The following is a 25,082-nucleotide window of genomic DNA, read 5'->3' on the forward strand; positions in this document are numbered from 1 at the left end:
CAATCCGGCCGCCGGGCATGAGTGGATCCGCCATGCAGGAACTCGAACAGCGTCTCCAGCAACGCTTCCCCGATTGGTTCCACGGCCGCCGGGGCCAACTGGCACGGCCGTTGCTGCGCAGTGTCGGCCGCTGGTCGCGCCTGGACCAGATCGAAGCGTTCCTGCAGCGCAGTGCAGGATTGCGCGGATTCGGCTTCGTCGCCGCCGCCCTGGAGTTCATCGATGGCCAGTACCAGGTGGATCCGGCCGCGCTGGCGAAGATTCCCGCCACCGGCCGCCTGCTGATCGTCGCCAACCACCCCTCGGGGGCGCTGGACGCCCTCGCACTGCTGGACGCGGTCGGCCGCATCCGTCGTGACGTGCGGATCGTGGCCAACGATCTGTTGGGGGCCATCGCGCCACTGCAGGACCTGCTGTTGCCGGTGCGCATCCTTGGCGGCAAGGCCCAGCGCGGCAGTCTGCACGCGGTGGAGGAGGCGCTGGCCGCCGAGCAGTGCGTGATCGTGTTCCCGGCAGGTGAGGTCTCGCGCCTGTCGCTGCGCGGCATCCGCGATGGCCGCTGGCAGCGCGGGTTCGTCCGCTTTGCCCGTGCCGCCGGTGCGCCGGTGCTGCCGGTGCGCGTGGAAGCACGCAATTCGGCACTGTTCTACGGCGCCTCGACCCTGTTCAAGCCGGCTGGCACGGCGCTGCTGGCGCGCGAGATGTTCACCCGCCGTGGCCGCCCGCTGCGCCTGAGCATCGGCGAGCCAATGCAGCTGGGCAAAGGCGGCGACCCGGGCGCACAGCTGCTGGCGGTACGCCGCGCGCTCTATGCGCTGGGCCGCAATGGCACAGCCGGTATTGCCGCTGCCTGCGCAGGTCCGGAGCCGCTGGCTGCCCCGGTGCCGCCCTCGCAGGTCGCCGCAGGGATTGCCGCAGCGACCCAGCTGGGCCAGACCGCCGATGGCAAGCAGATCCTGCTGGCCACCTGTACCGCTGATTCACCGCTGCTGCTGGAGCTGGGCCGCCTGCGCGAACTGACGTTCCGCCAGGTGGGCGAGGGTACCGGGCGCAGCCGCGACCTGGACGACTACGACCTGCGGTACGAGCACATCGTGATCTGGGACGCGGCCGCGCAGCGCATCGCCGGCGCGTACCGGATCATGCGCGGCGCCCATGCGCTGGCCCGGCACGGCCTGTCCGGGCTCTACAGTGCGTCGCTGTTCCGCTATTCCGACGATGCCATCACCCACATCGCCGAGGGCCTGGAACTGGGCCGCAGCTTCGTGGTGCCCGATTACTGGGGCAGCCGCAGCCTGGATTACCTGTGGCAGGGCATCGGCGCCTACCTGCAGTGCCGGCCGGGTATCCGCTACCTGTTCGGCGCCGTGTCGATCAGCGCGGCGCTGCCACGCGATGCGCGCGAGCAGCTGGTGGCGTACTACCAGCGCTATTACAGCGGTACTGCTGGCCTGGTCGAATCGAACCGCCCGTTCCAGTACTTCGCCGCGCCGCCCAGTTTCGGCGAGCTGGATGCAGGCGCCGCGTTCGATGTGCTCAAGGCCAACCTGGCCGCACTCGGCACCGGCGTGCCCACGTTGTACCGCCAGTACACCGATCTGTGTGAACCCGGTGGCGCGCGCTTCCTCGCCTTCGGCGTGGACCCGGACTTCAGCGATTCGATCGACGGCCTGATCGAAGTGGACCTGTGTGCGATCCGGCCGAACAAGCGCAAACGCTACCTGCGCGACGCGGGGACGCCGGCATGAGCGCGCTGGCGAACCTGTCGCCGCACCGGCGCGCAGTGTTCGTCTCCGATGTACATCTGGGTTCACGTCACTGCCATGCCACCGAGCTGGCACGGTTCCTCTCGCAGCTGCGCTGCGAACGGTTGTATCTGGTCGGCGACATCATCGACCTGTGGTGGATGGCGCACCGCCGGGCCAACTGGCGGCAGTCACACAGCGAAGTCATCCAGGCCCTGCACGCGTTGCGCCGTGCCGGGACCGAGATCGTCTACATCCCCGGCAACCACGATGCTTCGCTGCGCCAGGTCTGCGGGTTGATGCTGCCGGCGATGCAGGTGCGCCGCCGCGCCATCCACGTGACCGCCGATGGCCGCCGGCTGCTGGTCGCGCATGGGGACGAGTACGACGGCGTGACCCACTTCGGCGGCCTGCAGGAGAAATTCGGCGATTGGCTGTACTACCGCATCCTGACCGGCAACCAGGCGTTGAACGCGGTGCGGCGCCTGCTGGGGATGCGCTACTGGTCATTGTCTGAATTCCTGAAGAAGCGCAGCGGCGCCGCCGAACGCTACATCGAACGCTTCGTGCAGGCCGGGCTGGACGATGTCCGCCGTCGCGGACTGGATGGCATCATCTGTGGCCACATCCACCGCGCTGCGTTGATTGAACGCGATGGCCTGGTCTACGCGAACGACGGCGACTGGGTGGAAAGCCTGACCGCGCTGGCCGAAGACCACGATGGCGCGCTGCGCCTGCTGGACCACAACGGCCAGACGCTGGTGGAGCTGCCGGGCGCGCGCCTGTCGCAGGCGGCGTAACCCGCGTCTGTCCCCTTGTAGAGCCGAGCCCATGCTCGGCTGCTCTTCATTGCGTGTAACGGCAGCCGAGCATGGGCTCGGCTCTACATGCACCGCCCGCAAGCCGCTAGCATCGGTCCATGGATTCCCTGACCCAGATCGTGCTCGGCGGCGCCGTCGCCGCTGCCATCGCTCCGCCCGGCCAGCGCCGCGCGGCCCTGTTGGCCGGTGCCGCGCTCGGCACCTTGCCGGACCTCGATGCCCTGTGGCTTGGCTTCACCGCCGCCGACCCCGTGGCGAACATGATCGAGCACCGCAGCTTCAGCCATTCGCTGCTGGTGCTGCCCTGGGTGGCAGCGCTGATCTGGTGGCTGTTCAAGCGCTTCGGCAACGGCCGCGTTGCGCAGTCACCGGTGCGCTGGTTCTGGGCGATTCAGCTGGCGCTGGTCACCCATCCGCTGTTGGATGCATTCACCGTTTACGGCACCCAGTTGTGGTGGCCGTTGCGGCCACACCCGACCATGGGCTCCAGCGTCTTCATCATCGATCCCGGCTACACGGTGTGGCTGCTGCTGGGCTGCGTGCTGGCCTGGTTTGGCCGCGCCCGCCCCTGGGCTGGCAAGGTGCTGGGTGTGGCGTTGCTGGCCAGCAGTGCCTATCTGGGCTGGGGCCTGATCGCCAAGGCCCAGGTCGACCGTGCTGCCCAGCAGAGCCTGGCGGCGATGGGCCTGGGCGATGCCCCGCGCTTCTCGGTGCCGATGCCGTTCAACACCCTGCTGTGGCGGGTGGTGGCGATGACGCCGAACGGCTACGTGGTGGGCGACCGCTCGCTGGTGGCCGACCATGGGCCGATGCAGTTCGAAGGCCACGCGTCCAACGTGCAGGCATTGCGCGAAGCAGGGGGCATCCCGGCGGTGCAGCAGCTGACCTGGTTCAACCGTGGCTTCATGCGTGCGCAGGTGATGGACGGCCGGCTGGTGCTGAGCGACCTGCGCATGGGCCTGGAGCCGGACTACACCTTCAACTTCGCCGTGGCCGAGCAGGTCGACGGGCAGTGGCGGCCAATCACGCCCGAGCAGCTGCGGGCGGATTACAGCAGTCCCGCCGCGCGCGCTGATGCCGGGCGCCGGCTGGCGGCGATGTGGCAGCGGATCTGGCATGCGCCCGTAGTCGGCGCTGTCGAGTAGATCCACGCCATGCGTGGATGCGGGAGCATTGGTGCCGCGTCGGCTCAATACACCGTGGCGCGGCCCTGCACGAACGAATAGAAGAACACCGCATTCGGGTCGTTCTGCACCAGGCGGAACTCGCGACGCATGCCTTCCACGGTTTCCTCGTCCACCGAGCCGGCCTGCAGCAGTTGGTCGGCGGCCGACAGCAGCAGCTGCTCCCAGAACGCGATCATCGTCTTGCGCCGCGCCGGTTCGCGGTTGTCCAGGTGGATGGTCTTGATCTCGGTGTGCACGTCGCGGAAGCCGCCGGCCAGCAGCAGGTTGCCCAGCTTGGCGCCAACGAACGGGTCGCCCCCGTGGTCGTACTGGAAATCGTTGAACGCCATCCAGTAACGCCAGATGTGCGGCGAATACGGGTCGAGCAGGAACGAGGCATTCATCACCTCGGTGATGTAGACCGGCGAACCCGGTGCCAGCACCCGGCGCACCTCGCTCAGCACGCGCGCCGGTGACGGCACGTGCTCCAGTACCCAGCACAGGAACGCCGAGTCGAAGCTGCGTGCCTCGAACGGGAGCTCGCCGGCGTCAGCCTGCTGCAGGGTGTAGCGGTCGCTGCACCACGGCGTGCGCGCCAGGTTCTCGCGCGCGGTGGCCAGCTGGGCCTCGCTCAGGTCCACACCGGTCACGTGCAGCTCGGGGAAGCGGCGCAGCAGGATCTCGGTCTGTGCACCCACGCCGCTACCGACTTCCAGCAGGCGCCGCGCGCCGCTGTAGTCGATCTGGCCGAAGATGCTCGATTCCAGCAGGCGCGCCTGGGTCATCAGGCGCTGCTGCTCGGTGCCGGAGAACCCGTGCAGGTAGGTCGGGGAGGAGATCGGCGGGGTCATGGGGCGGGCTCTTGTAGCGTCGAGCAGGCTCGACTGTCCGGAAACGCAGGATTGGCGGCTCAGGCCGCCGAAGACAACGCCGGTTCCCCGGCGATCAGGCGGTCGAAGTACTCGGTGGTCAGCGCGATCTGGCTCTGCGGGTCTTCGGCGCGGTTGACCACGGCGCGGAAGGCCGCATTCTCCGGCCGGTCCTTGGCATACCAGCCCAGGTGCTTGCGCGCGATGCGCACGCCCTGCGGCTCGCCATAGAACGCATGCAGTGCGTGCAGGTGGCCGAGCAGGATGTCGCGCACTTCCGCCAGCGACGGCGGTGGCAGTTCCTCACCGGTGGCCAGATAGTGCGCCACTTCGCGGAAGATCCACGGCCTGCCTTGTGCCGAGCGGCCGATCATCACCGCGTCTACGCCGGTTTCCTTCAGGACGCAGGCGGCCTTCTGCGGCGAATCGATATCGCCGTTGGCGATCACCGGAATGCGCAGCGCGGCCTTGATCTCGCCGATCGTGGCGTACTCGGCCTGGCCGGTGTAATGCTGGTCGCGGGTACGGCCGTGCACCGCCAGTGCCGCGATGCCGCTGTCCTCGGCGATGCGTGCGATCAACGGGCCGTTGCGGTGGTCGCAGTCCCAACCGGTGCGGATCTTCAGCGTGACCGGCACGTCCACCGCGTTGACCACGGCCTCGAGGATGCGCGCCACCAGCTGCTCGTCGCGCATCAGTGCCGAACCGGCCCAGGCGTTGCACACCTTCTTGGCCGGGCAACCCATGTTGATGTCGATGATCTGCGCGCCGTGGTCGACGTTGTAGCGTGCGGCCTCGGCCAGCTGCTGCGGCTCGGTGCCGGCGATCTGCACGCTGATCGGGGCCGGCTCGCCGTCATGGTCCATGCGGTGGATCGACTTGCGCGTGTTCCAGAAGCGCGGATCGCTGATGGTCATTTCCGAGGCGGCCAGACCCGCGCCCAGCCGTTTGCACAGCAGGCGGAAGGGCTTGTCGGTGACGCCGGCCATGGGCGCCAGCACGACGTTGGGGGCAATGGTGTAGGGGCCGATCTGCATGCGCCCATTGTAGGGCGCGGGCGGCGGTACGGCCGTGTCAGCCCCGCCCCGGTTCAGGCCCATCGGCACCGACCTCATGCCGTACCGGCATCAGCAGATGCTTGACGGTTGCTTCCGCCGCCCCCAAGGGCGGGCGATGGTAGGCGGCTACCCCAGGATCTGCCAGGCCTGGCGGGTACCCAGGGCGAAGGCCAGCCCCAGGCTGAGGCACACCAGTGAACTGACCACCCAGAAGCGCCGGCCGTTGTCGCCGGGCTGGAGCAGGGCCAGCCCGAAGCCCATCGCCGCGCGCAGCAGCAACAGCAGGGCGATGCCCGACAGGACCAGACGGCTGGCCGGCAGCGGCGAATGCCAGCCCGCGGCTGCGAGTGCGTACAGGGTCCAGGCCACCAGCACGGCCGTAATGCCGGCGGTCATCAGCGGCGGCCACCAATGCCCGGCCTGTGCCAGCCGGACCATGCGCGGGCCAGCACCGAAGTACCTGTACCACGAGGCGCCGAAGGCAATACAGCCGATATGCAGCAGGGCCGCAATGGCACTACCGGCGGCGGCAACCAGCAACCAAGGGAATCCGTCCATGTCCTGCCCACGCTGAAACGCTGCGCGGATGGTGGGTGAGGGGCGGGATGCGGGCAATGCGACCGGCAGTCGCAGCCGTCCGATGCGACCACAGATGATAGCGCTGCGCTCAGCGCGGCGGATCGATCTGCAACCCGGCGCCGAGACGGTCCAGGGCCACGTCCACGCGTGGCAGCCGTTGCCGGCCTTGCGGCCACAACAGGCGCAGCGGCAGGCCGCGGCAGTCCAGCGACGGCAGGATCGAGACCAGGCTGCCGCGCGCCAGCGCGTCATCGACAAGCCAGGTGGCCAGCTGCGCGATGCCGAAGCCGGCCTCGACCGCCGCCACCTGGGCCTCGGCGCTGCCAACCACCAGGCGCGCGCGGGCCTGCAGCGGTGTACTGCGCTGCCCGCCATCGGCCACCTGCCACGGCCCGATGCTGCCGTCCGCGCGTCCGAACAGCACACCGTCATGCCCGGCCAGCTCGGCGGCCGAGCGGGGCTGGCCATGCCGGAGCAGGTAGGCCGGGGAGGCGCAGAAGCGCAGGCATTCGTAACCGAGCTGGCGGCTGCCCAGCGTGGCGGGCAGCGGCTCGGGACCGCCGATGCGTACGGCGAGGTCGACGCCGTCCTCGGCGAGGTCGCTGAAGCGGTCGCTGAAGGTCACCTGCGGATGCAGCTGTGGAAACTCGGCGGCCAGCTGCAGCAGCAACGGCCAGACTTTGAGGCGCCCGAAGGTGGCCGGCGCATCCACCCGCAGGCGGCCCACGGGAGCGTCTGCGTGCGAGACCAGCACTGACTCGGCATCGGCCAGTTCGCCCAGCACCCGCACGCAGGTGCGGTAGAAGCCCTCACCGGCCTCGGTCAGGCGAAGGCGGCGCGTGCTGCGTTCGAACAACCGCGCTCCCAGCCGCGCCTCCAGCCGCGCGATGGTCTTGCCCACCGCCGAACTGGTCAGGTGCAGGCGTTCGGCGGCGGCAGTGAAACTGCCGGCATCGGCGGTGGCGACGAAGGCCTCTATGCCGCGCAGGCGCTCGGTGGGAAGCATGGGGAGAAATTCTGTCCGGAATCGATGGAAAACATAGCAGCAATCGGAACTCACGGAGGAAATAGGCTGGCGACCCCTGTTCTGATGCCCGCCCATGTCCTCCCTTGATTCCGCCGTGACCGCTGTCCACGCAAACGCTCGCGCACGTCTTTCAGTCGTCCTGCTGGCGGTGTCCGCCTTCGTCATCGTCACCACCGAGTTCCTGATCGTCGGCCTGTTGCCCGCGCTGGCGCGCGACCTTGGCCTGGGCATCGCCCGAGCGGGGCAGCTGGTCACCTTGTTCGCGTTCACCGTGATGCTGGCCGGGCCACCCTTGACCGCGCTGCTGTCACACGTCGGCCGGCGCCGCCTGTTCGTGGTCATCCTGCTGCTGTTCGCGGCTTCCAACGCGCTGGCCGCGATGGCCACGCAGCCGTGGCTGCTGGCGCTGGCGCGGGTGCTGCCGGCACTGGCCCTGCCGGTGTTCTGGGGCACCGCCAGCGAGACTGCTGTGCAGCTGGCTCCTGCAGGGCAGGGAGGCCGTGCTGTCGCGCGGGTCTACTTGGGTATCACCGCCGCAATGCTGTTCGGTATCCCACTGGGGACGTTGGCCGCCGACGCCCTCGGTTGGCGCGGCAGCTTCTGGCTGTTGGCGGCCCTGTCGCTGTTGATGGCGGGCGCGCTGGCGTTGTGGATGCCGGACACCGTGGTCGGGCCGCGGCGCGCGCTGGGCGAGCAGGCACGTGTGCTGCGCCAGCCGCAGTTGCTGGGCCATGTGCTGCTGTCGGTGCTGGTGTTCACCGCGATGTTTGCTGCCTACACCTACCTGGCCGATGTACTGGAGCGGCTGATACGGGTACCGGCGGCACAGGTGGGCTGGTGGTTGATGGGCTTCGGCGCCGTGGGACTGCTCGGCAATGCACTGGGTGGGCGCTGGGTCGATCGTGCGCCCCTGGGCGCGACCCTGGTGTTCTGCGCGGTGCTGGCGCTGGGCATGCTGGCCAGTGTCGGGCTGGCCGGCCACGGCGCATTCGTGCTCATCGCATTGGTCCTGTGGGGTGTGGCGCATACCGCATTGTTCCCGCTGTGCCAGGTGCGGGTGATGCGTGCAGCGCCCCAGGCACAGGCGCTGGCCGGAACCTTGAATGTGTCTGCGGCCAACGCCGGCATCGGCCTGGGTGCGCTGCTGGGAGGTGGGGCCATCGAACGCTTCGGCCTGGCATCGCTGGGCGCGGTGGGCGCGGCCGTCGCGTTGCTGGCGATTGCCGCTGGCCTGTTGCTGGGATGGCTTGCGCGGTCTCGTTCATCCACGCATGGTGTGGATCTGCCTCATTGAAAAGCAAACAGAAAAGCCCGGGTGTCTGCACACCCGGGCTTCTTCATCCACGCATGGCGTGGAATTACTTTGCTTCGGCGTCGGCCGGGGTGAAACGCGGCATTGCCGCAGCGGCACCTTCCTTCTCGGTCGAACGACCGGCGAACTGGTTGGCGAAGCGCACGTGACGGGCGAACGGGGCGTCGGCCACCTGTGCCAGCGATGCGGCCAGCGCACCGTTGAAGGCGTCGCCGGCGCCGGTGGTGTCGATCGCCTGCACCTGTTCGGCACCCACGCGGTAGTACGGCTGGGTATCGCCGCGCAGGTTCTCGTCGGCATGCGACACGAACACGCCCACCGAACCCAGGGTGACCACCACGGTGCCGTTGCCGACCAGCTTGCGGCACAGCGCGTGCAGGCTGGCGCCATCCAGCGCGGCGACGTCGTTGGCATCCACGCGCTCACCGACATGACGGCCGAGCAGGGCGGCGAACTCGGTCTCGTTCGGGGTGATCACATCGGCCAGCTTGAGCAGGCCGATGGTGGAGGGGGCATCGGCCGGTGCGGTGTTGAGCACGGTGGTGACGCCGGCCTCGCGGGCCGTGGCCAGTGCCGCTTCGATGGTCTGCACCGGCGATTCCAGCTGCACCAGCACCACCTTGGCGCCGGTCAGCAGCGCCTGCTGCTGTTGCAGGAAGTCGGTGCTGAGCGCGGCGTTGGCACCCGGGCCGATCACGATGGTGTTGCGGCCGCGCGCGTCCACATAGATGCCGGCGGTGCCGGTCGGTTCGCTGCTGGCTTCGGCGATCAGACCGAAGCCGTCCTGCGCGGCCAGCTCACGGGCGGTGGCGCCACCGGCGTCGTCGCCCAGCGCGCACACGAAGTGGGTGTCGGCACCGGCGCGGCAGGCCGCCACGGCCTGGTTGAAGCCCTTGCCACCGGGGCCGGTGCTGTAACGGCCGGCAATGGTCGCACCCGGTGCCGGCAGCGACTCGCACCGCCACACGTGATCGACATTGAAGGAACCGACGACAACGACACTGCTGCTCATAGGGAATCTTTTCTCAACCAAGGGTTCAACTGAAGTGCGTCAGCACGCCGGCGATGGTCGCCGTCATGAAGGTGGCAATGGTACCGCCCAGCACGGCGCGCAGGCCGAACTTGGCCAGGTCGTGGCGACGTTCCGGGGCCAGCCCGCCGATGCCGCCGATCTGGATCGCGATCGAGCTGAAGTTGGCGAAGCCGCACAGCGCGTAGGTAGCGATCAGGCGACCTTCCTCGGACAGGCTCACGCCGGCGATCTGGCCGTTCACGATCTGCGACAGCTCGGTGTAGGCCACGAACTCGTTGATCACGACCTTCTGGCCGATCAGCGAACCGACGGTGGTGGCATCGGCCCACGGGGTGCCGATCACCCAGGCGATCGGGGCCAGTACGTAACCGAAGATGGTCGACAGGTTGGTCGGCTTGCCGATGGCAGCGGCCAGGCCGGTCACATCGCCAATCCAGGTAAGCGGTGCGTTCAACAGCGCGATCAGAGCGATGAAGGCCAGCAGCATCGCACCGATGTTCAGCGCCAGCTTCAGGCCGTCACCGGCGCCGGCAGCGGCCGCGTCGATGATGTTGCTGGAGGTCTTTTCGACTTCCATCTTCACCGTGCCGCGGGTCAGCGGGGTGCCGGTTTCCGGGATCAGCAGCTTGGCCACGACCAGGGTGGCCGGGGCCGCCATGATGCTGGCCGCCAGCAGGTGCTTGGCATAGAAGGCCTGCTGCGCCGGATCACCGCCGCCGAGCATGCCCACGTAGGCCGCCAGCACGCCACCGGCGATGTGTGCCATGCCGCCGATCATCATGGTCAGCAGCTCGGACTGGGTCATCCTGGCGATGTACGGGCGCACGGTCAGCGGCGCCTCGGTCTGGCCGATGAAGACGCTGGCGCAGACGCTGGTGGTTTCCGCGCCGGACACGCGCATCACCTTGGTGATCGACCACGCCATCACGCGCACAATCGCCTGCATGACGTTGAGGTGGTACATCACCCCCATCAGTGCAGAGAAGAAGATGATGGTCGGCAACACCTGGAAGGCAAAGATGAAGCCGTAATTCTTGGTGTCCATCAACGAGCCGAAGATGAAGCCCGAGCCCTCGTTGACGTAGCTGAGGATCTTGACGAAGCCCTTGCCCAGCGCGTCGAACACGTCGCGCCCGCCCGGCACCAGGATCACCAGCGCCGCAAAGGCGATCTGCAGGGTGATACCGGTGGCAACCAGCTTCCAGTCAACCGCGCGCTTGTTATTGGAAAACAACCAGGTGATGCCGATCAGCACCGCCAACCCGAACAGGCCGAAGCCGATCCTGCCCAAACCTTCGACCATGTGAGTGACTCCCCTGGGGCGTCGCGAAAAACGGGAAGCCTAGTGCAGGGCAGGGGCCGGGGCAAGAAAAAGCAGCGTGTGCGCGGCCATCGGTGCCGATCAGGCCAGCAACGGCAAGGGCTTTGCGGCTGGCGGCGGCAGGTAGAATGGGGTTTGATCCCGGCCCGGATGCGGGCCCGCAGCAGGAGATTCGCATGCAATACCGTCGCCTGGGCTCCACCGGCCTGCCGATTTCCGCCTTGTCCTTCGGCGCCTGGGTGACCTTCGGCGATCAGGTTCCGCGCGATGAGGCCCGCAACCTGGTGGCCGCCGCCTGGGATCATGGCGTCAATTTCTTCGACAACGCCGAGGGCTATGCCAACGGCCGTGCCGAACAGGTCATGGGGGACGTGATCACCGACCTGCGCCTGCCGCGCGACGGCTTCTGCGTGTCCAGCAAGGTGTTCTTCGGCAGCGCCAAGGACCCGCGACCGACCCAGCGCGGACTGTCGCGCAAGCACGTGACCGACGCCTGCCACGCTGCACTCAAGCGCCTGCGGGTGGACTACCTGGACCTTTATTACTGCCACCGCCCGGATCCGGACGCGCCGATCGCCGAGACCGTGCACGCCATGGATACTCTGGTACGGCAGGGCAAGATCCTTTACTGGGGCACCTCGGAGTGGTCGGCGGCGCAGATCCAGCAGGCGCTGGACATCGCCGAGGCGCGCAACCTGCAGGGCCCGTCGATGGAGCAGCCGCAGTACAACCTGCTGCACCGCGAGCGGGTCGAGGTCGAGTACGCGCCGCTGTATGCCGGTGCCGGCCTGGGCACCACCATCTTCTCGCCGCTGGCCTCGGGCCTGCTCACCGGCAAGTACGACCAGGGCATCCCGGCCGATGCACGGCTGGGGCGCGAAGGCATGGAGTGGTTGCAGGACCTGGTGCTGGGGGCCGACGCCGGGGCCCGCCTGGGTCAGGTGCGCCGTTTCAGCGAAGTCGCGCGCGCGCTGGGCCAGGCCCCGGCCACGCTGGCGATTGCCTGGTGCCTGCGCAACCCGAATGTCTCCAGCGTGATCCTCGGCGCCAGCCGGGTCAGCCAGCTGCTGCAGAACCTGCAGGCACTGGACGTGCTGGAGCAGGTCGACGCCGCCGGCTGGGCCCAGGTCGAAGCCGTCTTCGCCTGAACCCCGGGGGCCGACCGGGCCTGGGGCCTCGGCCAGGTCGGCTCGGCCGAGGGATCGGGAACGGGATCGGTAGAGTCGACTGTTAGTCGACTGCTTCGAATAAACGACTGCTTCGAGCAACAGCAGTCGACTAACAGTCGACTCTACAAATCTACGCCGCTATTTGATTGACAAAAGCTATCGAATTTCCGAATTCGATCATTAATCTCATCAATGAAATTGAGAATGGTTGTTGATTGTCAACTGAGAATCATTATCATTTAACTCGTCCCTCGCACGAGTCCAGATGCTCATGAATGCTCAACCTGTACTGCTGCGCCCCGAAACGCTGACGCTCCGCGATCGACCGGTCCGCGTCGTTCCGCCGGAAGAGGTCATCGACAGCGAAGCCCTGCTCAAGGGCCGTCGTGAAATCCTGATCCAGCACGGCGACCGCTTCTATCGCCTGCGGCACACCAGCAACGACAAGCTGATCCTGACCAAGTAATCGCGGCCTGGTCGCCCGCCTCCCTCCCTCCTGCCGGCAGCGCCGACAGGGTGGGCGACCCGTCCGCTCCTGCTCTCTCCCCCTCGGTCTACCGCGTGCACCTTCCGGGTGTGCCGGTAACCGGGGGTTCCCCTGCCTGACCGACCGAACCCGATGACCCGCCATACCGCCCTTTGCCTTGCTGTCTGGATGGCGCTGCCGCTGTCCGCCCACGCTGCTGCCACTGCCGCACCCGATGCGCGCGAATTCGATCGGGTGCAGGTCACCGCCACCCGCACCGAGCGGGCCGTGAGCGACGTGGCGGCCACCGTGGACGTCATCGACCGTGAGCAGATGGACCGGCATCTGGTGCAGGACATCAAGGATCTGGTGCGCTACGAACCGGGCCTGTCGGTCACCCGCAGCGCGACCCGCTTCGGCCTGGATGGTTTCCGCATCCGTGGCCTGGACGGCAACCGCGTGCGCATCCAGACCGACGGCATCGTCATGCCGACCCGGTTCGACATCGGTTCGTTCGCCAGTTCCAACCGCAACTTCACCGACCTCGATACGCTCAAGCGCGTCGAGATCGTACGTGGCCCGGCCAGCTCGCTGTACGGCTCCGATGCACTCGGCGGCGTGGTCGCGTTCGTGACCAAGGACCCGGCCGACTACCTCAAGGACGGCAAGAACAGCTACTTCGGCCTGAAGTTCGGCTACGACGGTGAGTGGAAGGGCCTGCTTGGCGGTGCCACGGCGGCCTTTGGTGGTGACCATTGGAGCGGCCTGGTCAACGTCAACCACCACCAGGGTCAGGAAACCGACAGCAAGGGCACGGTGCGCAGCGACAACGACACCCGCACGGCGTCCAATCCGCGGGATCGCGACGGCCGCAGCCTGCTCAGCAAGCTGGTCTATGCACCGAGCGAGGACCAGCGCTTCCGCCTGACCGTGGAAGGCAACGAAGACACCACCGATACCAATGTGCTGTCGGCGATTGCCAGTGTTGCGCCGCGTCCCGGCGCGATGGCTGCCGCAACTGGCATGAAGTCCCACGACACCCAGAAGCGCAACCGCGTGTCCTTCGCCCACGAAATGGATGCGCTGGACCAACCATTCGCCGACAGCCTGCACTGGCAGGTGTACGCGCAGAACAGCGAAACCCGGCAGCAGACCGACGAAACGCGCACCGACGGCACCCGCCGCCACCGCGTGTTCTCCTTCGACCAGCATGCCTATGGCCTGCAAGCGCAGTTCAACAAGGCGTTCACCACCGGCAGCGTCGAGCACGCAGTGACCTACGGTTTCGAAGGCACCCGTACCGAGATCCGCCAGAAGCGCGACGGCTACCAGGTCAGCAAGGCGGGCGTGGTCAGCAACACGGTGTTGCCGGACACCTTCCCGGTGCGTGACTTCCCGATCAGCAAGACCACCGAGCTGGGCCTGTATGCACAGGATGAGATGCGCTTTGCCGATGGCAGGCTGTCGCTGGTGCCGGGCGTGCGCGTGGACCGCTACGAGCTGAAGCCGGAAGTGGACAGCATCTTCGCCGAAGACAACCCGACCACGGCCGTGGCGCAGCTGAAGAAGACCAGCGTGTCGCCGAAGCTGGGCATGGTCTGGCGCTTCACCGACCAGTGGTCGTTGTTCGCCGGTTATGCGCGTGGCTTCCGATCGCCACCGTACAACGACGTCAACATCGGCCTGACCAATGTCGCCTTCCGCTATACCGCCATCGCCAATCCGGACCTGAAGCCCGAAACCAGCGACGGCTACGAACTGGGCCTGCGCTTCATCGCGCCGGCGGCGTACGTCAGCGTCAGCGGCTACTACAACGACTACAAGGATTTCATCCAGTCCAACGTCGATACCGGCCGCAACGCACAGGGTTTGACCGTGTTCCAGTCGCAGAACATCGCCGAAGCACGCATCTATGGCGCGGAAATGAAGGCCGGCATCGAGTTCGGCGAGCTCAGCCCGGCGCTGAAGGGCTGGGCGCTGCGCAGTGCGTTGGCATGGTCGCGTGGTGACAACCGGACCGATGACGAGCCGCTGGCCTCGGTCGATCCGCTTCGCGGCACGCTGGGCCTGATGTACGACACCGATACCTGGGGCGTCGAACTGGCCGGCACCTTCGTACAGCGCAAGAAGCGCCTGCCGCCGCCTGCTGCGCAGACCAATCCGAACGCACCGGCACCCTTCGTCTACCAGCCGGCCGGCTACGGCGTGCTCGACCTGATGGCGCACTGGAACTTCGCACCGGGTGCCACCTTCAATGTCGGCGTGTTCAACCTGGCCGACAAGCGCTACATCGAATGGTCGTCGATCACCCCGAGCCTGATCACCAATCGCGCACTGAGCGATCGTTTCAGCAGCCCGGGCCGCACCTTCTCCGCCAGCCTTGCCGTTTCCTGGTGACCTCATGAGCCGAGCACTGTCCGCACGCAGGAATGACTCCATCGCCGCGCCGCACAGCGGGGCCTGGCCGACCCCGGCACAGCTGGCCACGCTCGGCACCGTGTTGTGCCTGTACCACGCTGACGGCAACGAGCTGGGTGGCTGGCGCCAGGCCGTACGCGTGCACGCCTGCCAGGGCGTGGACAGCGAGGGCCTGCGCGAAAGCCTGTGCTTCCTCGATGGCCGCGGCCGCTGCGTATGGCGCCTGTACCTGCTACCGGACAGCGATTTCCTGGCCTGGGACCGGCTGGTGGCCGCGTTGCCGCCGGGGCCGGAACACGACAGCGATGGCAGCGTCGGCGAACGACTGTGGCGGCGCCTGGCCGGCCATCTCGGCGGCCAGCGCTGGCGCCTGTGCGCGCTGCGCCTGCACGCCGCCGACGACGGGCGCACCCTGGCGGCCAGCCTGTCGACCCTGTCCTCGCTGGGCGCGGCCACCGCCCGCCGCATCGCACGCCTGGAAGGTGCTGAAGGCGAACTGGTGATCGACGACTGTTGTTGTGCCGACGCCGCCCGGCGCCCGGCGCCACGGATTCCCGGCGACCTGCCGCTGATCCGCCTGTGACCCTCTCCTGATGGAACGCCCGTTGGCCACGGATGGCCCCTCAATGAATCTGCACCCCCGAAGGAAGACCCCGATGAAGCTCCAGACAGCCAGCGCCATGCTGCTGCTCGCCGTCAGCGGCGTGGCCAGCGCGCAGCCCTCCGACATCGCCCGCGACCACGACAGCATCCTGGCCATGCAGGGTGAGTACACCGTGGATTTCGCCTTCGACGAAACCGTGCTGCTGAAGCCGGGCTATGAGCGTGCGCCGGCGATGCGCAGCGGTGGCAACGAAGTGGTCATCGTGGTCGAGGACACCCCGAAGCGCATCGTGCTGCAACACCTGCTGCTGGACGAGAAGAGCGGCCACATCACCAAGCATTGGCGCCAGGACTGGGTGTACGAAGCACCCAACCGTTTCGAGTTCAGTGCAGACCAGACCTGGCAGGTGCGCAGCATTCCGGCGTCGGTAAACCAGGGTGCCTGGACCCAGTGCGTGTATGAAGTGAGCGATGCACCGCGCTACTGCGGCACCGGCAAATGGACCTACACCAACAACGTGCCGAGCTGGACCAGCGACCTGAGCTGGCGTCCGCTGCCGCGTCGTGAGTACACCAAGCGCAGCGACTACAACGCGCTGGCCGTGATCAACCGCCATACGCTGACCCCGAACGGCTGGACCCACGAACAGTTCAACACCAAGGTGCAGCGCAACGCCGACGGCAGCCAGGTGGAGATCGCACGCGAGTTCGGCTTCAACGACTACGTGAAGACCACCGAGATCGACTTCACCCCGGCGCGCGACTACTGGAAGGCTACTGCCGGTTACTGGGCCAAGGTGCGCCAGCGCTGGGACGGTTTCCTGGCCCAGGCCCCGGGCGTGCACCTGAAGACCAGGATCGACGGCATGGCGATGATCATTCCGCTGTTCACCCAGGCCGAAGAAATCCAGTCCGGCAAGAAGGTGAAGGACACGCAGATCGACGACGTGTTCGCCAAGTACGTGGAAAAAGCCCAGTAGATCCACGCCATGCGTGGATGTGCTTGTTCCTTGAACATTGGCAACGCCGTCATGTGTTCTTGGTAAGTGCCGAGCTTGCTCGGCACGCGCCCCGGTCCGGCGCCGCCTCAGGCCTCGCGCAGGGCCAGTGCCGGTGGCGTATGCAGGATCGCCCGCGTACCCCACCAGCCGGCCAGCAGGCTCAACCCGATACCGGCCACGCCGCCGATCAGCAGGCCCGGCCACGGCGGCAGCAACGGCAGCTCGAACACCTTCTGCGAGACCGCCACACCGATGGCGGCCGCCGCCCCCACTGCCAGCAACGCGGCCAGGGTGCCCAGCGCGCCGAATTCCACCAGCACCGCGCCGCGCAGCTGCCGCCGGGTCGCGCCCAGCGTGCGCAGCACCGCGCTGTCGTAGCGACGCTCGCCCGCCGTGGCCTGCAGCGCGGCCAGCAGCACCAGTACGCCGGCCAGCAGGCTGAACACCATCACCAGCTGCACCGCCTGTGCCACCCGTTCCATCACATCGCGCACCTGCGAGATCACCGCATCCACGTCCAGCAGCGACAGGTTGGGCTGCGCGCGTACCAGCTCGCCCAGCCCGGCCGCTTTGCCGGCCGGCAGGTGGAATGCCGACAGCAGGTTGTGCGGGGTGTCACCCACGGCGTTGGGGTTCAACAGCACGAAGAAGTTGGGCCGGAAGGTGTTCCAGTCCGCCTTGCGCACGCTGGTGACGGTGAATTCGCGTTCCTGCTCGCCCACTGCAATGGTGATGCGGTCGCCCGGATGCACGCCGTAGCGTTTGGCCCAGCCGATCTCCACCGAGGCTTCCGGCGCGGTGCTGTCGGCCTTCCAGAACGTGCCGTTCAGCAGCGTGTTGGCCGGCGGGAAGCTGCTGCGCCAGCTGAAGTTCAACGGCCGGTTTTCATCATCGTCGTCCCGCTGTGCTTCGCCTGACGCTGGCTGCCCGCTCTGTTCCGGCGAGCGGTCCACGCGCAGCGGCGGCTTGCCGTTGATCGCGATCAGGCGGCCGGTGGCCATTGGTTCGATGCTGGCGTCGTTGGCGCCCAGCCCGCGCAGCGCTGCCAGCACGCTGTCGCGTTGCTCGGGCTGGATGTTGATCAGGAAGTAGTTCGGTGTATCCGCAGGCAACCGCTCGCGCCACTGCTGCAGCAGGCCGGGACCGGTCACTGCCAGCAACAGCAGCGCACACAGCGACAGTGACAAGCCCACCAGCTGCATCACCGCCAGCATCCGGCGCCGGGTCAGCGCCGCCAGGCCCAACCGCCAGTGGCCGTGCAGGCGATGCTGCAGGCCGCGCATCAACTGCAGCAGCACGAAACCGACCACGCCGGCCGCCACCGCCAGCCCGCCCAGGCCCCCCAGCACCCACAAGGCCAGCTTGAGGTCGCCGGTGACCTGCACCGCCAGCACCAGGCTGGCCCCAAGCGCGGCCACATAGGCCAGCAGCGAGGTCGGTGGCAGCGTGGCGAAGGAACGGTTGAGTACGCGCATTGGCGGCACCCCGCGCAGGCGCAGCAGCGGTGGCAGGCCGAAGCCGAACAGCAGCAACAGGCCGATGCCGGCACCGGTCAGCGCCGGCATTGCCTCCGGCAGTGGCAGGCGCTGCGGCACCAGGCTGCCCAGCACCTGTACCAGCCCTTCCTGGGCGGCCATGCCCAGGCCGATGCCAAGCGCACAGGCCGGTACTGCCAGCATCAGCAGCTGCAGTGCCAGGCCGAGCAGGATGTCGCGCTGGCGCGCACCGAGGCAGCGCAGGATCGCCACCTGGTCGATGCGGCGCAGGGCGAAGCGGTTGGCCGCCAATGCGGTGGCCACGCCCGCCAGCAGCACCGCCAGCAGCGCGCTCAGGCCGAGGAAGCGGCCGGCCAGGTCGAAGGCCTGGCGCACGCCGCGCTGGGTGTCATCCACGCTCAGCAGGCGCAGGCCCTTCACCTGTGGCAGCAGCCACTCGCGCAGGGACGCGATCTGCCCCGCCGGTCCCGCAAACATCAGCCGGTAGTTGATGCGGCTGCCGGGGCCGAGCAGGCCGGTGCCCTCCACGTCAGCACGGTTGACCAGCAGGGTGGGGGATAGGGTCAACAGGTCGCCACCGGCATCCGGCTCGGCCTCGATGATGCCGGCGATACGCAGCGTGCCGGCGCCGAATTCGAGGTCATCGCCGGCCTTCAGCCCCAGCCCCTGCAGCAGGCGCGGGTCGGCATAGGCCTGGCCCTTGGGGGGCATGCCGGCCTCGGCGATCAGCGCGCCACCGGGCGTGCTGCGCACCCGCAGCGTGCCGCGCAGTGGATAGCCCGCCTGCACCGCTTTGATGCTGGCCATCTGGCTGGCATCACCGTTGAACAGCACGCTGCCGAAGCTGGCGATACGGGTGAAGGCCAGTCCACGCCGCTGCGCCTCGTCGGCGAACGCCTGCGGCGGGTCATCGCGCCCGGCAATGCCGAGGTCACCGCCGAGCATTTCCGCTGCGCTGCCGGTCAGTGCCAGATTGACCCGGTTCACCAGCGTGCCGACCGCGGTCATCACTGCCACGCCCAGCACCAGTGCGGCGAACACGGTCAGCAGGTCGCCGGCCAGCGCCTCGCGGCGCAGCGCGCGCCACGCGTGCCGCAGCGGGTTCATGCCTGCGCCCCACGCTCGACCGGCAGCAGGCGGCCATTGTCGATGCGGTGGATGTACTGGCAACGCTGGGCCAGGCGCAGGTCGTGGGTGACCAGCACCAGCGTGGTGCCGCTGCTCGCGTTGAGTTCGAACAGCAGGTCGCTGATGTGCTGGCCGGTGGCGTGGTCCAGCGAGCCGGTCGGTTCGTCGGCGAACAGGATGCGTGGGCGGGTGACGAAGGCGCGCGCCAGTGCCACGCGCTGCTGCTCGCCGCCGGACAGCTGGCGCGGGTAGTGGCGGGCGCGATGGGCCAGGCCGACCTGGGCCAGCACTTCATCGACCCGTACGCGGTCCTCGCGCCCGGCCAGCTCCAGTGGCAGCGCCACGTTCTCGGCGGCGGTCAGCGCCGGCAGCAGGTGGAAGCTCTGGAACACGAAACCGACCTCACGTGCGCGCAGCTGGGCACGTGCTTCCTCATCCAGTGCCGCCAGATCCTGCCCGGCCAGGCCTATGCGGCCGCGGCTGGGCAGGTCCAGCCCGGCCAGCAGGCCGAGCAGGGTGGTCTTGCCGGAACCGGAGGCGCCGACGATGGCCGCGCTGGTGCCTTCATGGACGGTCAGGGTGATGTTGTCCAGTATGTGGACTTCACCCTCCGGGCCCTGCACGGATTTGCCGACCTGGTCGACGGCGATGGCAACGGACGCGCTGCGGGGGGACAGGCTGTCGATGAGGAGACTCCAATGCGCAAGACGGGATGGAGCCGGCGAGCCGGCGTGATGATGGTGCTGCTGCTAGGGTTCCTGCTGCTGCCCGGGCTGGCCTGTGCCAAAGGTCCGGCCGGCACCGTGCTGGTCCTGGGCGACAGCCTCAGTGCAGCCCACAATATCCCCGTCGACGCCGGCTGGGTCAGCCTGCTGCAGCAGCGGGTCAGGCAGCAGTCGAAAACCCCGGCACGCATCGTCAACGCCAGCATGAGCGGGGAAACCACCGCCGGCGCGCTGACCCGCCTGCCGGGCCTGCTGGCGAAGGAAAAACCGACCGTGGTAGTGATTGCCCTCGGCGGCAATGACGCGCTGCGCGGACTGACCCCGGCGCAGGTGCAGGGCAACCTGGAAAAGATGGTGCAGGCCAGCCAGAAGGCCGGTGCCAAGGTGCTGCTGCTGGGCATCGACGTGCCGCCCAACTACGGCCCGGCCTACCGCCAGCGCCTGGCGGCCGCCTACAAGGCGCTGGCCACGCAGTACAAGGTGCCGCTGCTGCCGTTCCTGCTGGAGGGCGTGGCCCTGCAGCCGGGCATGATGCAGGCCGATGGCCTGCACCCGACCGCACAGGCGCAGCCGAAGGTGCTGGACAACGTCTGGCCGCTGCTGCGCCCTCTGCTCTGAACGATTTACTTCCCTCTTGACGGAACTTCACATCGCGTCCACCGTCGATCCGGCATGTTTCACAAAGCTGAAGTTAGAGGGAATCACATGCGTCAGACGAAGGAGACCTCCGGCTTGGTGCTGGTGGTCGAAGACAACCGCAACATCTCCGAGATGATCGGGGAATACCTGGAAGGTCGCGGCTTTGAAGTCGACTATGCACAGGACGGCCTGGATGGCTACCGCCTTGCGGCGGAAAACAGCTATGACGTCGTGGTGCTCGACTTGATGTTGCCGCGCCTGGATGGCATCGAAGTGTGCCGTCGCCTGCGCAACGATGCGCGCAAGTCCACCCCGGTGCTGATGCTCACGGCACGCGACACGCTGGACGACAAGCTCACCGGCCTCGGTTTCGGCGCCGATGACTACCTGACCAAGCCGTTCGCGATCCAGGAGCTGGAAGCCCGCCTGCGCGCGCTGATCCGCCGCGAACGTCGCCAGGTGGGGTCGGAAGTGCTCAAGGTCGCCGACCTGGTGCTCGATCCGGTCAGCATGCGTGCCACCCGTGCCGGTACCGAGCTGCAGCTGTCGCCGATCGGCCTGCGCCTGCTGACCATCCTGATGCGCGAATCGCCGCGCGTGGTCACCCGCCAGGAGATCGAACGCGAGATCTGGGGCAACGGCCTGCCGGATTCGGACACCCTGCGCAGCCATCTGTACAACCTGCGCAAGATCATCGACAAGCCGTTCGACCGTCCGCTGCTGCATACCGTGCAGAGTGCCGGCTACCGCATTGCCGACATCGCCCAGCCGATGGCCTGAACAGGTCCGCGCCGGTGCAGCCTCAGGCCGGGCCGGGCTGCGGCCCGGCACAAGGGCAGGGGATGATCGTCCGGCAGTGCCGCCGGTCATCGCCCGTGCATCCCAACGGCGCGGTGCGCTGCCTATAATCGCAGCGCTCTGACCGGGACTCCGCAATGCCGCACGGCCTGCCGCGCAAGATCCGTATCGCTTTCATCCTGCAGGCAGTGCTGGCCAGCCTGGGCATCCTGCTCGGTGCGTGGCTGGTTTCGCTGGTGATCAAGCACAGCCTGGTCGGCGCCGCCCTGCGCGAGGAGGCGGCGTACTTCTGGACGCTGCACGAGGCCTCGCCGGTACAGCCTCCACCCAACACCCAGAACATCCGTGGCTACCTGCTGGAAAGCGGGCAGTCGGCCCTGTCGCTGCCGGCCAACCTGCGCAGTCTGGAACCCGGCTTCCACGAACTGCCCAAGGACGACCAGCTGGTGCTGGTCGATGTGCGCCCGGCCGGCCGCCTGTACCTGGTGTTCCTGCGTTCGCGCGCGGAGATGCTGGCGTTCTGGTTCGGCATCGTGCCGGTGCTGCTGACCCTGCTGGCGGTGTATGGCGCCAGCTGGGTGACCTATCGGGCCTCCAAGCGCCTGGTGTCGCCGGTGAACTGGCTGGCGCGGCGCGTCTCACGCTGGGATCCGGGCCACCCGGAGGCAGCCGACCTGGAACCGAACAAGCTGCCGGCGGACATGCAGGGCGAGACCCGGCAGCTGGCGGCCGCACTGCATTCGCTGGCCAACCGGGTCAGCGCGCATGTGGCGCGCGAGCGCAATTTCACCCGCGACGCCAGCCATGAACTGCGCACACCGTTGACCGTCATCCGCGTCGCCAGCGACATGGCACTGGGCGATGACAGCCTGGAGCCGCGCCTGCGCCGCAGCCTGCAGCGCATCCAGCGTGCCGGCCGTGACATGGAGGCGGTGATCGATGCCTTCCTGATCCTGGCACGCGAGGCCGACGTCGAGCCCCAGGTCGAGCTGTTCGACGTCAACGACATCGTCCGCTATGAAGTGGACAACGCCAACGAACTGCTGGGTATGCGCCCGGTGTCGGTGCACCTGCACAGCGATGGCCCGGTGCAGCTGCATGCGCCGCCGCGGGTGCTGCAGGTGGTGGTCAGCAACCTGGTGCGCAACGCCTGCAGCTACACCGACGAAGGGCGCATCGACGTGCATGTGCACAACGACCGGGTGGTGGTGCGCGATACCGGTATCGGCATGTCGGCCGACGCGCTGTCGCGGGCCTTCGAGCCGTTCTACCGTGCCGAGCCGAGCCGTCCGCAGGGCACCGGCCTGGGCCTGTCGATCGTGCGCCGGCTGTGCGACCGCTTCGGCTGGAAGGTCAGCCTGGCCAGCGAGCCAGGCCAGGGCACCCAGGCCACGGTGATCTTCCGCTGAGGCGGCACCTGCTGCCTCGGTAGATGCCAACCAAGGTTGGCATCTACCGGAAGGCGTGCGCGTGGCGCCTCTGCGGCGTCCGCAGTCCCTCAGTTGCAGTTGACCTTCGGCGCCAGCGCCCTGGTCCAGATCGCATAGCCGGCCGGGGTCATGTGCAGCATGTCCTCGCGGAACAGCGACGCATCCGGCTGGCCATCGGTGCCGAGCATGGGTGTGTAGACGTCGGTGAAACCGGTATTGGGCAGCTTGGCCAGGGCGGCCTTGATCAGCGCGTTGGCTTCGTTGATCGCCGGCAGCAGATGCGCACGCGACGGGCTCGGCTTGATCGACAGGTACTCGACCCTGGTCTTCGGCAGGTCGCGATGCACGCGCTGCACGAAGGCAACCACATCGTCGCGCACCTGCACGGCGCTGCGGCCGCTGTTGAGGTCGTTGTCACCGGCGTAGAAGAACACCTTGCACGGCGCATACGGCACCACGATGCGGTCGGCATACCAGGTGCTGTCGCGCACTTCCGAACCGCCGAAGCCGCGGTTGAACACCGGCTGGCCGGGGAAGTCGGCTGCCAGGCCTTCCCACATGCGGATCGAGGAGCTGCCGATGAACTCGATGCCGCCCCGTGGCGGCGGGTTGGCCTGGTCGGCGCTGGCGAAGCGGGCCATGTCGCCGGCCCAGGCCACGTTGGAGACCTGCTCGGGCACGCGCGGCGGCTTGGCCGGGCTCAGCGCCTGGGCCAGGGGGGCGACGGTCAGCAGGCCCAGCATCAGCAGGCGGGTACGGTGACGGGACATCAGGCGCTCCAGCAGGGAAGGGGAAAGCCATCATAGAAGCTGGGGCGGGCCGGGGCTTGCCCTAGGCAGTCCATTCACCGGGCCGGTGCCGGGATGCGGCTGGCGGCCTTGTGGCAAAATGGCGGCCATCTGCCTATCCCTGTGCACCCATGATTCCCTGCCGTGCGTCTGAGCGGTCGCTGCGCCGCGCCCCTGTTGCTGGATGTTCCACCCGTGGCTGATCAGTTCGGCCATCTGCCCCGCGGCCCGCGCCGCATCGTCCAGGCCGCCCGCTGGTCCTGGCAGGGCCTGCGCGCCGCCTGGCTGCACGAGTCCTCGTTCCGGCTGGAGGTCTACCTGCTGATTCTGCTGACCCCGGTCGCGATCTGGCTGGGCCAGACCCCGGTCGAGCGCGCGCTGCTGATCGGCTCGATGCTGCTGGTGCTGGCGATGGAACTGGCCAACTCGGCCATCGAAGCGGTGATCGAACGTTACGGCAGCGAGATCCATGAGCTGGCCGGCCGCGCCAAGGACATGGGCTCGGCGGCGGTCTTCGTGCTGATGATGAACGTGCTTCTGTGCTGGGCGCTGGTCGTGGTCCCGCATGCAATGGCCGGCAATTACGGCTGATCCCTCATTCCCCCTTGTTGAAGACTTCCCATGTCCCTTGAGTTTCTTGCCGATCCGAATGTCTGGTTGACCCTGTTCACGTTGAGCGCGCTGGAAATCGTGCTCGGCATCGACAACCTGGTGTTCATTTCCATCGCGGTCAGCAAGCTGCCGGAAGAGCGGCGTCCGTTCGCACGCAAGCTCGGCATCGCGGTGGCCTGCATCACCCGCATCGGCCTGCTGGTGTCGCTGGCCTACCTGGCGCACATGGCGGCCAACCTGTTCACCGTGGCCGGCATGGGCATCTCCATCCGCGACCTGGTGCTGATCGTCGGTGGCCTGTTCCTGATCATCAAGGGCTGCATGGAGATCAAGGAACTGATCAGCGGTGGCGAGGACGAAGACCCCAGCACCACCAAGGCGTCGGCCGTGTTCGGCTACGTCATCGCCCAGATCGCGGTGATCGACATCGTGTTCTCGCTGGACTCGGTGATCACCGCCGTCGGCATCGCCGACCACATCCCGGTGATGGTGGCCGCCATCCTGCTGTCGGTGCTGGTGATGCTGCTGGCCGCCAACCCGCTGGGCCGCTTCATCGACGCCAACCCGACCGTGAAGATGCTGGCCCTGGCCTTCATCCTGATGATCGGTGCGGTGCTGATCCTGGACGGCCTGGACGTGCACGTGCCCAAGCCCTACATCTACGCCGCGATGGGCTTCTCGGTGCTGGTGGAGTGGCTGAACCTGCTGATGCGCCGCCGCGCCCGCGAACACCACGTGCCGGGTGCCGGCGACTGGTAAGCGCATGACCCCGAACCCCCGGCCAACGCCGGGGGTTCTTCGTTCTGCCTTGTAGAGCCGAGCCCATGCTCGGCTGACCGGCAGGAAGCAGCCGAGCATGGGCTCGGCTCTACACCGGA

Annotated in this window: 23 protein-coding genes; 14 read left to right on the top strand and 9 right to left on the bottom strand. The window is 67.8% G+C overall.

The genetic code is table 11. From position 1 onward, the window contains the following. Positions 1-32: 32 nt before the first annotated feature. From M1L61_RS03310 to M1L61_RS03320, 3 genes are all read left to right on the top strand, one after another. Complete coding sequence (locus M1L61_RS03310; protein ID WP_043398002.1) at positions 33-1,748, top strand: lysophospholipid acyltransferase family protein; 1,716 nt, start codon at positions 33-35, stop codon at positions 1,746-1,748. Beyond that, positions 1,745-2,545, top strand: a complete 801-nt coding sequence (locus M1L61_RS03315; protein ID WP_019338088.1) for a UDP-2,3-diacylglucosamine diphosphatase — start codon at positions 1,745-1,747, stop codon at positions 2,543-2,545. The genes M1L61_RS03310 and M1L61_RS03315 overlap by 4 nt, the downstream gene beginning before the upstream one ends. A gap of 119 nt (positions 2,546-2,664) precedes the next feature. Continuing rightward, entirely contained in the window at positions 2,665-3,711 is a 1,047-nt protein-coding gene (locus M1L61_RS03320; protein WP_010481878.1) for a metal-dependent hydrolase, read from the top strand. Positions 3,712-3,755: 44 nt separating this feature from the next. Here the strand turns inward: M1L61_RS03320 and M1L61_RS03325 are convergent, their stop codons facing one another. From M1L61_RS03325 to M1L61_RS03340, 4 genes are all read right to left on the bottom strand, one after another. Next, on the bottom strand, positions 3,756-4,583 hold the full coding sequence (locus M1L61_RS03325; protein ID WP_019661094.1) for a class I SAM-dependent methyltransferase: 828 nt from the start codon (positions 4,581-4,583) through the stop codon (positions 3,756-3,758). A 59-nt stretch (positions 4,584-4,642) separates the two neighbouring features. Continuing rightward, a complete protein-coding gene (gene dusB, locus M1L61_RS03330) occupies positions 4,643-5,638 on the bottom strand; it encodes a tRNA dihydrouridine synthase DusB (RefSeq protein WP_043398049.1) in 996 nt (331 codons plus the stop codon). 147 nt (positions 5,639-5,785) lie between these two features. Beyond that, a complete protein-coding gene (locus M1L61_RS03335) occupies positions 5,786-6,217 on the bottom strand; it encodes a hypothetical protein (RefSeq protein ID WP_248854322.1) in 432 nt (143 codons plus the stop codon). Positions 6,218-6,326: 109 nt separating this feature from the next. Continuing rightward, positions 6,327-7,244 (bottom strand): LysR family transcriptional regulator, encoded by a 918-nt coding sequence (locus M1L61_RS03340; protein ID WP_010481875.1) that lies wholly within the window; start codon positions 7,242-7,244, stop codon positions 6,327-6,329. Positions 7,245-7,338: 94 nt separating this feature from the next. On the opposite strand from M1L61_RS03340, the gene M1L61_RS03345 reads away from it, so the two are divergent. Next, complete coding sequence (locus tag M1L61_RS03345; protein ID WP_248854323.1) at positions 7,339-8,559, top strand: MFS transporter; 1,221 nt, start codon at positions 7,339-7,341, stop codon at positions 8,557-8,559. Between the two features lie 64 nt (positions 8,560-8,623). Here the strand turns inward: M1L61_RS03345 and M1L61_RS03350 are convergent, their stop codons facing one another. After that, positions 8,624-9,589, bottom strand: a complete 966-nt coding sequence (locus M1L61_RS03350; RefSeq protein WP_010481872.1) for a ribokinase — start codon at positions 9,587-9,589, stop codon at positions 8,624-8,626. 25 nt (positions 9,590-9,614) lie between these two features. Beyond that, on the bottom strand, positions 9,615-10,913 hold the full coding sequence (locus M1L61_RS03355; RefSeq protein ID WP_049453452.1) for a nucleoside transporter C-terminal domain-containing protein: 1,299 nt from the start codon (positions 10,911-10,913) through the stop codon (positions 9,615-9,617). Positions 10,914-11,107: 194 nt separating this feature from the next. Here M1L61_RS03355 and M1L61_RS03360 point away from each other — a divergent pair, with 194 nt between their 5' ends. From M1L61_RS03360 to M1L61_RS03380, 5 genes are all read left to right on the top strand, one after another. Continuing rightward, the gene (locus M1L61_RS03360) at positions 11,108-12,079 is read left to right on the top strand and encodes an aldo/keto reductase (protein WP_010481868.1); all 972 of its coding nucleotides are present in this window, start codon (positions 11,108-11,110) and stop codon (positions 12,077-12,079) included. 292 nt (positions 12,080-12,371) lie between these two features. Then, positions 12,372-12,566 (top strand): hemin uptake protein HemP, encoded by a 195-nt coding sequence (locus tag M1L61_RS03365; RefSeq protein WP_005412278.1) that lies wholly within the window; start codon positions 12,372-12,374, stop codon positions 12,564-12,566. Between the two features lie 189 nt (positions 12,567-12,755). Then, positions 12,756-14,963 carry a TonB-dependent hemoglobin/transferrin/lactoferrin family receptor gene (locus M1L61_RS03370; protein WP_248854761.1) on the top strand — a complete coding sequence of 736 codons (2,208 nt, stop codon included), beginning with the start codon at positions 12,756-12,758 and terminating at the stop codon, positions 14,961-14,963. Between the two features lie 4 nt (positions 14,964-14,967). Next, the gene (locus tag M1L61_RS03375) at positions 14,968-15,567 is read left to right on the top strand and encodes a Hemin transport protein (protein ID WP_109815228.1); all 600 of its coding nucleotides are present in this window, start codon (positions 14,968-14,970) and stop codon (positions 15,565-15,567) included. A gap of 73 nt (positions 15,568-15,640) precedes the next feature. Further along, positions 15,641-16,567 (top strand): DUF6607 family protein, encoded by a 927-nt coding sequence (locus M1L61_RS03380; RefSeq protein WP_248854324.1) that lies wholly within the window; start codon positions 15,641-15,643, stop codon positions 16,565-16,567. Between the two features lie 107 nt (positions 16,568-16,674). Here M1L61_RS03380 and M1L61_RS03385 read toward each other — a convergent pair whose 3' ends face one another. Together M1L61_RS03385 and M1L61_RS03390 are read right to left on the bottom strand one after the other, a co-directional pair. Then, positions 16,675-19,191, bottom strand: a complete 2,517-nt coding sequence (locus M1L61_RS03385; protein WP_248854325.1) for an FtsX-like permease family protein — start codon at positions 19,189-19,191, stop codon at positions 16,675-16,677. Next, entirely contained in the window at positions 19,188-19,835 is a 648-nt protein-coding gene (locus M1L61_RS03390; RefSeq protein WP_010481858.1) for an ATP-binding cassette domain-containing protein, read from the bottom strand. The genes M1L61_RS03385 and M1L61_RS03390 overlap by 4 nt, the downstream gene beginning before the upstream one ends. Before the next feature lie 75 nt (positions 19,836-19,910). Here M1L61_RS03390 and M1L61_RS03395 point away from each other — a divergent pair, with 75 nt between their 5' ends. The 3 genes from M1L61_RS03395 to M1L61_RS03405 all read left to right on the top strand — a co-directional run bounded on the left by M1L61_RS03395 (position 19,911) and on the right by M1L61_RS03405 (position 22,783). Further along, entirely contained in the window at positions 19,911-20,555 is a 645-nt protein-coding gene (locus M1L61_RS03395) for an arylesterase (protein WP_043398033.1), read from the top strand. Positions 20,556-20,642: 87 nt separating this feature from the next. After that, entirely contained in the window at positions 20,643-21,356 is a 714-nt protein-coding gene (locus M1L61_RS03400) for a response regulator transcription factor (RefSeq protein ID WP_002811889.1), read from the top strand. A gap of 155 nt (positions 21,357-21,511) precedes the next feature. Beyond that, a complete protein-coding gene (locus M1L61_RS03405; RefSeq protein WP_248854326.1) occupies positions 21,512-22,783 on the top strand; it encodes a HAMP domain-containing sensor histidine kinase in 1,272 nt (423 codons plus the stop codon). A gap of 89 nt (positions 22,784-22,872) precedes the next feature. Here the strand turns inward: M1L61_RS03405 and M1L61_RS03410 are convergent, their stop codons facing one another. After that, complete coding sequence (locus tag M1L61_RS03410) at positions 22,873-23,574, bottom strand: SGNH/GDSL hydrolase family protein (protein ID WP_010481855.1); 702 nt, start codon at positions 23,572-23,574, stop codon at positions 22,873-22,875. A 213-nt stretch (positions 23,575-23,787) separates the two neighbouring features. On the opposite strand from M1L61_RS03410, the gene M1L61_RS03415 reads away from it, so the two are divergent. Both M1L61_RS03415 and M1L61_RS03420 read left to right on the top strand, forming a co-directional pair. After that, complete coding sequence (locus M1L61_RS03415) at positions 23,788-24,183, top strand: diacylglycerol kinase (protein WP_010481854.1); 396 nt, start codon at positions 23,788-23,790, stop codon at positions 24,181-24,183. A 30-nt stretch (positions 24,184-24,213) separates the two neighbouring features. Beyond that, the gene (locus M1L61_RS03420) at positions 24,214-24,963 is read left to right on the top strand and encodes a TerC family protein (RefSeq protein ID WP_248854327.1); all 750 of its coding nucleotides are present in this window, start codon (positions 24,214-24,216) and stop codon (positions 24,961-24,963) included. Positions 24,964-25,082 lie beyond the last annotated feature (119 nt).

The sequence above is a fragment of the Stenotrophomonas sp. NY11291 genome, assembly GCF_023277365.1.
Lineage (GTDB): Bacteria > Pseudomonadota > Gammaproteobacteria > Xanthomonadales > Xanthomonadaceae > Stenotrophomonas > Stenotrophomonas geniculata.